Origin of the sequence: Rhodococcus sp. SBT000017 (genome assembly GCF_003688915.1) — a bacterium.
In the GTDB taxonomy this organism is placed as follows: Bacteria; Actinomycetota; Actinomycetes; order Mycobacteriales; family Mycobacteriaceae; genus Rhodococcoides.
Genome location: NZ_REFU01000005.1, coordinates 72,250 through 83,282, shown reverse-complemented (window position 1 = coordinate 83,282; position 11,033 = coordinate 72,250). Strand labels below are relative to the sequence as shown.

The 11,033-nt window shown below is 62.6% G+C and carries 13 protein-coding genes; 5 read left to right on the top strand and 8 right to left on the bottom strand.

The features are described 5' to 3' along the window. Positions 1-195: 195 nt before the first annotated feature. Complete coding sequence (locus AYK61_RS26995; protein ID WP_121873901.1) at positions 196-774, top strand: hypothetical protein; 579 nt, start codon at positions 196-198, stop codon at positions 772-774. Positions 775-1,469: 695 nt separating this feature from the next. Here AYK61_RS26995 and AYK61_RS26985 read toward each other — a convergent pair. Continuing rightward, positions 1,470-1,766, bottom strand: a complete 297-nt coding sequence (locus AYK61_RS26985) for a hypothetical protein (RefSeq protein WP_147458440.1) — start codon at positions 1,764-1,766, stop codon at positions 1,470-1,472. A 297-nt stretch (positions 1,767-2,063) separates the two neighbouring features. On the opposite strand from AYK61_RS26985, the gene AYK61_RS26980 reads away from it, so the two are divergent. Together AYK61_RS26980 and AYK61_RS27575 are read left to right on the top strand one after the other, a co-directional pair. Then, complete coding sequence (locus tag AYK61_RS26980) at positions 2,064-3,458, top strand: IS1380 family transposase (RefSeq protein WP_121869780.1); 1,395 nt, start codon at positions 2,064-2,066, stop codon at positions 3,456-3,458. Between the two features lie 198 nt (positions 3,459-3,656). Further along, on the top strand, positions 3,657-3,815 hold the full coding sequence (locus tag AYK61_RS27575) for a hypothetical protein (RefSeq protein WP_183130582.1): 159 nt from the start codon (positions 3,657-3,659) through the stop codon (positions 3,813-3,815). A gap of 5 nt (positions 3,816-3,820) precedes the next feature. Here AYK61_RS27575 and AYK61_RS26975 read toward each other — a convergent pair whose 3' ends face one another. The 5 genes from AYK61_RS26975 to AYK61_RS26955 form a co-directional block, all read right to left on the bottom strand. After that, positions 3,821-4,060 (bottom strand): hypothetical protein, encoded by a 240-nt coding sequence (locus tag AYK61_RS26975; protein ID WP_147458439.1) that lies wholly within the window; start codon positions 4,058-4,060, stop codon positions 3,821-3,823. 261 nt (positions 4,061-4,321) lie between these two features. Beyond that, on the bottom strand, positions 4,322-4,921 hold the full coding sequence (locus tag AYK61_RS26970; RefSeq protein WP_147458438.1) for a hypothetical protein: 600 nt from the start codon (positions 4,919-4,921) through the stop codon (positions 4,322-4,324). A 166-nt stretch (positions 4,922-5,087) separates the two neighbouring features. After that, the gene (locus AYK61_RS26965; RefSeq protein WP_121873896.1) at positions 5,088-5,453 is read right to left on the bottom strand and encodes a hypothetical protein; all 366 of its coding nucleotides are present in this window, start codon (positions 5,451-5,453) and stop codon (positions 5,088-5,090) included. Continuing rightward, positions 5,450-6,172 (bottom strand): hypothetical protein, encoded by a 723-nt coding sequence (locus AYK61_RS26960; protein WP_121873895.1) that lies wholly within the window; start codon positions 6,170-6,172, stop codon positions 5,450-5,452. Before AYK61_RS26960 ends, AYK61_RS26965 begins: the two co-directional genes overlap by 4 nt. Positions 6,173-6,231: 59 nt before the next feature. Further along, on the bottom strand, positions 6,232-6,723 hold the full coding sequence (locus tag AYK61_RS26955) for a hypothetical protein (RefSeq protein ID WP_121873894.1): 492 nt from the start codon (positions 6,721-6,723) through the stop codon (positions 6,232-6,234). Positions 6,724-6,997: 274 nt separating this feature from the next. Here AYK61_RS26955 and AYK61_RS26950 point away from each other — a divergent pair, with 274 nt between their 5' ends. Further along, positions 6,998-8,392 carry an IS1380 family transposase gene (locus tag AYK61_RS26950; protein WP_121869780.1) on the top strand — a complete coding sequence of 465 codons (1,395 nt, stop codon included), beginning with the start codon at positions 6,998-7,000 and terminating at the stop codon, positions 8,390-8,392. 725 nt (positions 8,393-9,117) lie between these two features. Here the strand turns inward: AYK61_RS26950 and AYK61_RS26940 are convergent. Next, complete coding sequence (locus AYK61_RS26940; RefSeq protein WP_121873892.1) at positions 9,118-9,954, bottom strand: hypothetical protein; 837 nt, start codon at positions 9,952-9,954, stop codon at positions 9,118-9,120. Between the two features lie 271 nt (positions 9,955-10,225). Continuing rightward, positions 10,226-10,552 (bottom strand): hypothetical protein, encoded by a 327-nt coding sequence (locus AYK61_RS26935; RefSeq protein WP_147458437.1) that lies wholly within the window; start codon positions 10,550-10,552, stop codon positions 10,226-10,228. Positions 10,553-10,661: 109 nt separating this feature from the next. Here AYK61_RS26935 and AYK61_RS26930 point away from each other — a divergent pair, with 109 nt between their 5' ends. Beyond that, on the top strand, positions 10,662-10,961 hold the full coding sequence (locus tag AYK61_RS26930) for a hypothetical protein (RefSeq protein ID WP_147458436.1): 300 nt from the start codon (positions 10,662-10,664) through the stop codon (positions 10,959-10,961). The last annotated feature ends 72 nt before the right edge of the window (positions 10,962-11,033 follow it).

Sequence of the window (11,033 nt, the reverse complement as noted above, 5' to 3'; positions counted from 1 at the left end):
AACGACGGTGAACCCGATAGCAACAGCACAGATCACGACCAGAGGGAGCCTGAGCAGCCCCGCGACGACAACCCCGGCACCTGACTACCAGGACCGGCCGCAAAGCCGCACAGCGCCACGCCCGGCCATACGAGATCGACCCCGGAGCGACGAGGCGGCACGGGTGGACCTCAGCAGCTACCTAGTATCGACCGAATGTTCCCTTTGCTGATCCCTGTGCTCACCGCTGCGATCGCAGCGATCGCGGTGCTGAGTGCGGCCGGTGTGGCTCGGAACGCCACGCGCTACGCCGCAAAGCTCAGTGCGCTGCAGAAGGCTCACGACGCCAACTACGCCGCGCTCGACTCATTCAGGCAAGCTTTCCTCGACGCCACCGATAGTGTGCAGCGCTACACCTTCCACGTGCCGTTTCAAGACCGACTCCGGACACGTGGGTCGAGCCGCGAGCAGTTCGATCAGATTGCACCCTGGTACGAGCCCGCAGTGCTCTCCGTTCAGAAGCTCCGCGCCCTGAGGCACACAGTGCTGCTGTCGGACATGACCAGCGCCCTCTATATGGACGCAAACGACGTTTTTCAGAACGTCCTATCAGCGGAACGCCAAACAACTGCGAGCGATCCGTCGCTCGCCGGGGCGGCCGATGAGCCGGACCCGCTCACCCGCTGCATCGAAGCGCTCGGAGCCGATCAACGCGCCCTGCTCGAGGCATATCCCATCGACGTTCCCCGCCGGCGGAAGAACGCCCGCAACCAGGTCTCCCACACAGAACCCTGACCGCGATGAACTGGCAACGCATCTCGGCGCGGTGATGGTTCACCCGGGGCCCGATACTCGCAAGGTTGCGCCTAAGCATGGGCGTATCAACGCATGTATTCGGTCCAACGCGAAAGCACTGATGTCGGGGACATCGTCACCAGCCCGGTACTTGGATATCGGATAGCCCCCACCAGGACTTTTCGTCGTGCTGTGTCCGCGTTTACGTGAACGCCCTGCGCCGTAGCCACATAGTGTGTGGCGCATGCAATCAGAAGAAGCAGCAAAGCTACAGAAGGATTGGATTGCGAAGGGTAATCCGCCCTGCGCACACCCCGAAACGTCCAAGGAGTACTTCCTTGGATCGGCCACTGGCGATCGGGTCTGCAAGACGTGCGGCGCAGACATACCGCGAACACCCCCGACAAGCACACCCTCAACGATTGTCATTGACCCGGAGAACATCCGTAAGGGCGACTCGTTCGAGGTCACCGGATTCCCCGCGTCAGGTGGCGGTCCCGTGACATCCAGGCACACCGCGCTTCGCATTGAAGACGTTCACGCCGACACTGTGACAGTAGTTGTGCACGAGTCGGTCGACAGACAGACCCGAAGAGTAATTCACCTAGATCGCCGTAAACCGATCCTGGTCGAACGTGCATCGCCCAGTTAAGTGAGCGGCACTGCACCTGACCGGGCCTTAGGTGTACCCCGCGTTACGCATCCGCTTCAGGCTCGACATGCGCCGACAGGATCATCATCAATGCTCCTGTCGTTATGCCCGCAGGTATTATGACCAACGCAGCGAAGTACCCGTGAAACCCGCCGATCAACGTTCCCCACAATGCAGCCCATAGGCCGAACATCGCGGCACCGATCAGGGCCTTGTAAGCGCCCCTGGATCTTTTGTTTCCGTACAACCGGTTCTTCTCCACCCACGCCTGGTCGAGAACACCCGTGACGAGAAGGAAAGGGATCGCACCAGCGAACGCTGCGCACGATGACGAATCCATGTAGATCATCCTCGGACGATAGTGCCGCGCGGAGCTGACCGTCGGTCAGTCGCTGAATTTTGACCAGCGGAGAAGTCGCACCGTCCCAGGTCTGAGGGGGTCTTTACGACTTCCACTACTTCGCGTCCCGACACCATTCACATCGGCGTCGTGCGGGGCGGACAGCAGTCGCCTAACCTGGCGCTTTCATGGTGATCTGTCTTCGTCCCGTGTCAAAACTGAAGAAGGGTGCTCCGACCTGCGATAATTCGACTTGTCTAAGGTTGAATATTCACGTGATCGAGGAGCACCCTTCAGGTGAGCAAGTCTACGTCGTCGTACCCGACCTTGTCCGTCGATGCCACCGGAACCGGAATCGTGTCGCACGCCGGCGCGGTGACACTGCTCCGAACAGCTGAGGTCACAGGCCTGAGCTCCGAACTGTCCGCGGCATTGATGCCGTGGCGGAAACCGTTGGCGCAGTTCGATCCCGGCAAGATCATCACCGACCTCGCAGTGTCGTTAGCGCTCGGTGGCGACTGCCTCGCCGACATCGCGACCCTGCGCGAGCACACCGGCGTGTTCGGGGAAGTGCCGTCCGATGCGACCGTCTCCAGACTGATCGCCACGTTGGCCGCCGATGCACCCGCAGTGCTGACCGCGATCGACACCGCCCGCGCGACAGCACGCGCATCGGCATGGAAACATGCCGGCAAGCATGCACCCGATCACGACATCACCGCGGACAATCCGATCGTCATCGACCTCGATGCGACCCTCGTCACCGCACACTCCGACAAAGAGCTCGCAGCACCGACATACAAGCGAGGGTACGGCTTTCACCCACTACTCGCCTTCGTCGACCACGGACAGTCCGGCACCGGCGAGCCCGTCGCCGCGCTGCTGCGCGCCGGCAACGCCGGCTCGAACACCGCCGCCGACCACATCGACGTCACCCGCGCCGCGCTCGCGCAACTAACGTTCACCAACGGCAGCCGGCCCGGCAAGAAAGTGCTGGTCCGCACCGATGGAGCCGGAGCCAGCCACGCGTACCTGTCCTGGCTGCACAAGCAACGGGTTTCCTACTCGATCGGGTTCGGACTCACCGACGCCATGGTCACGGCGCTGAGCGAGGTCCCCGATGACGCCTGGTCGGTCGCAGTCGACGCCGAAGAACAGGTCCGCGACGGGGCATGGGTCATCGACGCCACCGGCGTCCTCGACCTGTCGACCTGGCCACCGGGGATGCGTGTGGTGATCAGGAAGGAACGCCCGCACCCCGGTGCGCAACTGCGCTTCACCGACACCGACGGACTGCGGCTCACTGCATTCGCCACGAACACCGTACGAGGCAAAGTTCAAGACCTCGAACTACGGCACCGCCGCCGTGCCCGCTGCGAGGACCGGATCCGTATCGCGAAAGATACTGGGCTGAGCAATCTTCCGCTGCACGGGTTCGACCAGAACCGAATCTGGCTTGCCATCGTCGCTCTCGCCCTCGAACTCACCGCGTGGACTCAGATGCTCGGTTTCACCGACCACGACGCCCGCAGGTGGGAACCGAAACGGCTACGTCTGCGAATCTTCTCGATCGCCGGCCGCATCGCCAACCACGCCCGTCGCACCCACCTGCGACTATCCAAAGATGCGACTTGGTCCGACCTGATCATCACCGCACTGACCCGGTTGGCGGCGCTACCCGCGCCCGCCTGACCCCAACCCACCGACCGATCGACCCGAAAGACCCGTCTCGGACAGTGGAACCGAGCGCCCAGCCGAACGATATCGGCAGAGTCACCACGCCCGAAGTCACCATCGAGCTCGAAAACCGCAATCTCGAACCGCTCAGGCCGACACATCGGCCTCATGCAAGATCGAGGCTAAGGCCTCAACCGAGGCACACTGAGCACCATGGTCGACACACACCCAGAAGTCCAACGCACCGCGGCCGACGACACCACGATTGTTCTCGAACTGCGCGAGGCCTTCGCAACAGTTTGCGGCCACCCTCGATCCAGATCGGCCCTTGCCGGCGATCCAGCCGTCATCGGCTGGCTCAGCCTGAACTGAACGACTCAAACACCCTCAGAGACAACCGGATAGACGTCGAACTCGGAATCGCTGGTCACCGACAAATCGAACGCGTCCGAGCCGTCGACCGGTGCAACGAGAATCGTCCGCCCCGCATCCAAGGCCGTGATGATCCGCCCCCACTTCTCAGACTCGTAGCGGACCAGGCCGAGGCGATAGTTTCCGAGGTCACAGCCACCGGCGGTGACGACACGAGCCGGGTCGACAAGCGTGTTCGTAGCCATGATGACATGGTACTCGAACACGTAAAGCCCTAGCGCGCAACATCATCGAGCATCACAGACCTGCCAAACAGTAGCGCAGTGCAGGTCGCGTGTGCGATGACTCGATGGTCGTCCATGCTGCCCGTCCGATAGATGATCTGCGCACGGATCGACTACATCCGTCAGTCAAGGCATGCATGCACAAATACGCGCACATTTGCATGCATCACTGCATGCAAATCGGAGACCCCCACGGCGCTGCCAGGACTACTCGGCGGTGAGCTACCAGGAGAGCCGGAAGCTCCTCAGATCATTCGATTCGATGGTGTCGCCGTCCCAAACGAATCGATCGTCGGGAAGTTCGGCGTGTTCGGTCAGTTTCTCGAGGTGAAGCGACTGGCCGTGGTCGCGGCTGCTCAGGCTCGCGATGAGGCCGGTTCCATCGTCGATGACCATCGACGTAGTGAGCCCAGTGGACGACGTCAGCTCGATCGACCATGCCGGGTGGCCAGCGTGGTCGATCACCGTCGGGCCCTTACTGACGTGCTGAGCTGGTCCGCGCCGCGTCAGGAGTGATCGCGGGCCGAAGAGATCTCGCGGAGTGAACAGCGCGCCGAGGCGGATCAGACTGGTGGTGCGCTGGTGGACCATCTGTCCATCGATGCGGGCAACGGGCACCGTGCCGGTGGTGCTCGACGATGCGTAGACGATCTCGCCGTTGCGTTCGACCCACCAGCGGTCACCGCGGCCGTGGCGGAACTCGAAGTGATCGTCGACGAAGCCTGTGTCGGTGTCACCGACGACGTGCAGCGAGCCTGACAGGTCGAGGTCGGTCGCCGCAGTATTGCGCGCTGTGAGTTGTTGCCACGTCGGTGCATTCACCGTCTCGAATTTACACCTGGCCTTGCTCACTTCGACCTCCCTCAGCAGGGGGGGCGCGACCTCCACCCGGCCGTACGCTTCCATCCAGTTCAGGTGTCGGACCCGGACGCAGCGAGGTACGCACCCCGGTGGAATTGGGGTGCGTACCTCGCTGTGTTCCGTTGACCTACCCCCCGAGTGCGAAGGCTTGCACGAGCGAGGGATTCGTCGGGCCGTTGCCCTCGTCCTCGTAGACGTTGATCGTCACCTCGTGGTCGTCGAGGGAGTGATCCGGTGGAAGCGGGTACCAGAACTGAGTCATCGAGCGCCGGGAGTCCGACGACGTCGCTCCCCCGATCCGTACCGGTTCGCCATCACCGACCGTGATCGTGGCGTCGACCTTGTAGCGAACGCCTCGATCGGCCAGTTCCGCGACGACCATGAATACGAGTCCGGACGGTGTTATCGAGACCGGTGTTATCCACGCGGTCACTCCGGCCAGCGAGCTGGGCAGGCTGGCCGCGGTCACCGTTCCCAGGGTCGGGTGGCTCACTTGATCGTGAATCCGCCGATTTCGGTGACGCCGTCTCGGTCGTAGACGGGCAATGTGGTCCCGGCCTCGGCCGAATTGATGCCGACCGTGTCCACGTAGCCGAATGCACCCGAGTCTGCGAACACGGCAACGTTATCGGGGTCTGCCACGCCTTCTTCTTGGCTCGCCAAGCCGTAAGACTCGCCGTTGACGGTGAATGCGGCATCGGTGTCTTCTTGCTGCTCACTCTCGGTGATCGCTGCTGTTCGTGCAGCCGGTGCCGCTGGAGCGGTGAAGTTGATCGGGTTCGACGGGAAGGTCACGTACTCGTTGAACACCGATCCGTCGAATGCCTTGACGAAACCGTGGCTGTTGTACGAGCCGGTACCGCAGTTGGTGTTCGTCTGCGCTTCGACCGAGGACGCGCGAGCAGGGTTGTAGACGTAGTTGACTACTTCGCACATCACGCCGCTCTTGAACAGTCGCGATCGCACGCCCATGAAGAACGGTTCCACCGTGTTGCCGAACGAGGTCCACATGCGGGTCTTGGCGTGCAGGCCCCCGTCGTTGTTGTTGATCGACGAGTTGTGCAGGTAGATGACACCGTTGTTGGCCGGCGTCGGGCCGGTCCATCCGATCTGCTCCTCAGCCGACGCGGTAGCGGGAAAGGCAGCCAGGGAAACCCCTACCGCCAGCGCACAGACAGCGCCTTTGACGCCGAGCTTCTTCGTGTTCTTCATCTCTCACTCCAGGTGTTGTGGTTGTGGTGGGTTGTCGAAGCTGTGGCCTGCAGGGACGACTACAGATCGTCGTCGTACAGGCAGTTGACGGTGAATTCGTCGGACAGGGCGAAATCTTCGTGCGGCCCGGCAGTCAAAGTTCCCGCTATCCGATAATCGGTGTCCTCGAATCCATCGCACAGCCGCCAGTGCTCGTACAACCCAATATTGGGGTCACCGAATTGATACGCTCCGCTTTCCGCCCAACCGACGGGGTGGAATTGATCGAATCCCCAATCAATTACTTCTTTCTGCTGAAGTACCAATTCCAGATGATGGGGCGTCCAGCCCGTTCCCTGGCAATGCGATTCCGCTCCCCATTCCATGATTCCATTTACCTGTTGGGGGTCGAGGAAGTTCCCGTAGCACGACCCGGACACGCCCCACCGCAGAGTTGGGTCGCCGGATTCGTTTGTGCCCCACTCCAACACAAGCTTGCCATCTGGCGGCTCGACAGGCTGAGCAGCTGCCACCCCTGAGCTTGTGAAGAGAAGGCCGACGACCAATGTCATCAGCGTTGGTATTCCGAGCTTTGTTCGACTTCTGCGCATAACTATCCCCTGGTTCTAAGGACCTGCCCCGACGAGCTTGAGTTGCCAAATGCCCGACCATTTGGCGCGCTGTAACAAGACCGGACGTTACCGTCTCCGTGACCAACCCGCTAGCCTGGCGCTTTCATGGTGATCTGTCTTCGTCCCGTGTCAAAACTGAAGAAGGGTGCTCCGACCTGCGATAATTCGACTTGTCTAAGGTTGAATATTCACGTGATCGAGGAGCACCCTTCAGGTGAGCAAGTCTACGTCGTCGTACCCGACCTTGTCCGTCGATGCCACCGGAACCGGAATCGTGTCGCACGCCGGCGCGGTGACACTGCTCCGAACAGCTGAGGTCACAGGCCTGAGCTCCGAACTGTCCGCGGCATTGATGCCGTGGCGGAAACCGTTGGCGCAGTTCGATCCCGGCAAGATCATCACCGACCTCGCAGTGTCGTTAGCGCTCGGTGGCGACTGCCTCGCCGACATCGCGACCCTGCGCGAGCACACCGGCGTGTTCGGGGAAGTGCCGTCCGATGCGACCGTCTCCAGACTGATCGCCACGTTGGCCGCCGATGCACCCGCAGTGCTGACCGCGATCGACACCGCCCGCGCGACAGCACGCGCATCGGCATGGAAACATGCCGGCAAGCATGCACCCGATCACGACATCACCGCGGACAATCCGATCGTCATCGACCTCGATGCGACCCTCGTCACCGCACACTCCGACAAAGAGCTCGCAGCACCGACATACAAGCGAGGGTACGGCTTTCACCCACTACTCGCCTTCGTCGACCACGGACAGTCCGGCACCGGCGAGCCCGTCGCCGCGCTGCTGCGCGCCGGCAACGCCGGCTCGAACACCGCCGCCGACCACATCGACGTCACCCGCGCCGCGCTCGCGCAACTAACGTTCACCAACGGCAGCCGGCCCGGCAAGAAAGTGCTGGTCCGCACCGATGGAGCCGGAGCCAGCCACGCGTACCTGTCCTGGCTGCACAAGCAACGGGTTTCCTACTCGATCGGGTTCGGACTCACCGACGCCATGGTCACGGCGCTGAGCGAGGTCCCCGATGACGCCTGGTCGGTCGCAGTCGACGCCGAAGAACAGGTCCGCGACGGGGCATGGGTCATCGACGCCACCGGCGTCCTCGACCTGTCGACCTGGCCACCGGGGATGCGTGTGGTGATCAGGAAGGAACGCCCGCACCCCGGTGCGCAACTGCGCTTCACCGACACCGACGGACTGCGGCTCACTGCATTCGCCACGAACACCGTACGAGGCAAAGTTCAAGACCTCGAACTACGGCACCGCCGCCGTGCCCGCTGCGAGGACCGGATCCGTATCGCGAAAGATACTGGGCTGAGCAATCTTCCGCTGCACGGGTTCGACCAGAACCGAATCTGGCTTGCCATCGTCGCTCTCGCCCTCGAACTCACCGCGTGGACTCAGATGCTCGGTTTCACCGACCACGACGCCCGCAGGTGGGAACCGAAACGGCTACGTCTGCGAATCTTCTCGATCGCCGGCCGCATCGCCAACCACGCCCGTCGCACCCACCTGCGACTATCCAAAGATGCGACTTGGTCCGACCTGATCATCACCGCACTGACCCGGTTGGCGGCGCTACCCGCGCCCGCCTGACCCCAACCCACCGACCGATCGACCCGAAAGACCCGTCTCGGACAGTGGAACCGAGCGCCCAGCCGAACGATATCGGCAGAGTCACCACGCCCGAAGTCACCATCGAGCTCGAAAACCGCAATCTCGAACCGCTCAGGCCGACACATCGGCCTCATGCAAGATCGAGGCTAGACTTACTAAGGGTTTTATTTAATCCATCATTACCTTCAAAGGGGCCGATCCACGAAATAAACCGTGCGGTATTCAGGTTCAAAGCCAACACTCGGACGCACCGACCCCGGTGTCTCGGCGGAAACCCGCCGATTCGAACCTCATCCGCCCCAATGCCATTCAGCGCCCTCGAATACGCGCCAGGTGCAACGATCCACGCACGGTCGGGCACCGCCGATGCCTTCCCTAGGACACAGGCTGAGCGGCCTCGGCGGGACACCACTGCCGATCCAACTTCAGGAACCCTCTGCCGTTTCCGATCGGTATCTGGAAGCTGAGGCAGCAAATCCACTGTCCCCGTCCAGTTTTCGCCCACGCGTGAAGAAGCCCAGGGGCCTTGACGTCCATCGCGAGACCTTCGGACCGGACTTTGAGCGGCACCCCGTCACGGAAGGATCCTCCGGACGAGCCAGCCACGGTGAGCGCGACGCTGACCAAGACTCTCTGAGGGGGATCGACAACGAGGCGTGTGGGCGGATCGAAAGTGACGGGCCAGTTCTCGTACATATCGGGGCTCACTGCGCGACCGCCAGACCATGTGGCCGGCGCAGGACTGCCGCGTCGACGCCGGCCGAGGTCCACCGCGGACCCTGCTCGCCGAATCCGGGTGCGGTGAGGGTGTAGCGGCCGGTGCGCTCGGCGATACCGCGCCCGTGGACGGTGGTCTCGAGGGTGATCGACCGGATACGGCCCCTACCGTGCTCGATTCCGCCGTACGCGATCGGCCGAGACGATATGGTCAAGTCGAGCCCCGGCATGTGCCCGTTCGTGATCGCGAGAATTCCAGCGTGCGTTCGGTTTCGGGCCAGCAGGGCACGCGCACGGGTCGGCGGCACGTCGCGTCCGTGCACGGTTGTCACGACCAGATCGAGGCCCTCGATACAGATGCTCGCAGCATCGAGAGGGTCTGCTTGGCCGGGATCGATCAGGTGAATTTTCGACAGGTCGCCGCCCTGCTCGTGGACTGCGAGTAGTCCGAACTTCGGCTGCCCGATCAACGCGACGTGGTGGCCGGCCGCACTGGCGGTAGCGACGAGACCGACGAGGATCGATCCGGCACCGGAGATCGAGACGGCCGTTCCGCGGGCCAGCGCACCGCTTGGAAGCAGTTCTGACAGTGGCAGGGGTGTCGGGATGGTGCGCAGGGTCCGTGAGCGCACGGGGCCACTGAGGGTTCGTTCGTCGACGAGCGGGGCCGCTGGCTCAGATGGGGCGAACAGGGATGCGTCGACGGGCTCAGTGGGGGCGTGGTCACGGCGTCCGGGAATTGCGGCCATGCTGCGCCGCAGCGCGGCGAGCTGTTCGGCCTTGCCGAGGCCGGTGAGGTCCCCGATCGTGTCGACGGTGGCCATGAGGATCGACCTTTCGCCGCACGGGTGGGACTACCGAAGAATAGTCGAACATGCGTTCGACGTCGAATACGCTGGTCAGATTCGGTCAGCGCGGTAGGTGGTTCCCGTCGAGGTCGTCTGCGGTGAAGGTGCGAGCTCCGCAGCGAGAGGGACGTGTCATTTGTGCAGCTCAGAGTCGTTTCTACGAGCCCTGATCTAACGGACCGGAGCAGCTCGACTCCATCTCCCCCGCTGAGGGCGTTGTCTGGTATCGACGAGACGGAAGGGCCAGCTATTCGCCGGCCACGAGATCGCCCACCTTCACCGGCTCGGGCAGGGTCCAGGTGCCGATGACGTCAGTGGGCTCTGCCACGGTCCCTGGCTCCCATGCTCGCAGCTCTACGGCGACGATGACGACGTCGTCGTCCGACAACAACTGGGAATCGAAGCTGCCACCGAAGGGGAGTACACCAGCTGCCGATCCTTTGATGGGTTCCTTGCCTATCGAGGTGCCGATGGTGGACGCCGCTTCCGGTATGCCCCTGATGATCTGGCCGCTCAGAGTGCGCAATGCCCACGCTTGTGACGGTGCCGTAAGGGCTCCCGATTCAACTGTCATCTCGAAAGGGACGGTGAGGTAACGAGAGTACGGATCCTGGGATACCTTTCGCGCGACTGGACTGCCGAGGGTGATCGTTGCCGCGAAGTCGGCACTGTCCACTCGCTGCGTGACACCTCCCGCGATGGCGGTCGTGACGCCGGGCTGCTCTGCTGGTGATGCCGAGGATGTCGATACCGAGTTCGTCGAAGAACTGGCCGCTGTCGAGGTCTCAGGGGTGATAGAGGAGGTAGCGGCCACCCCAGTGGTGTCAGCAGCAGAATCGTCACCACACCCCACGAGCGCTACCGTCGCCGCCGCGATCACCGATACGATTTTTATCGTTGTGGACCTGTTCCCGACCATGTCCCCACCATCTTTCGTCTTTGTGCGATCAGCTCGCGCGGTCTTCATGTTCATTGCATTATGACTCTGTCCTGCAACGCTTCCGAAAGCTACCTGACGCGGCCTGCACCGTCCGTAGATGCAACGGACTCATTGC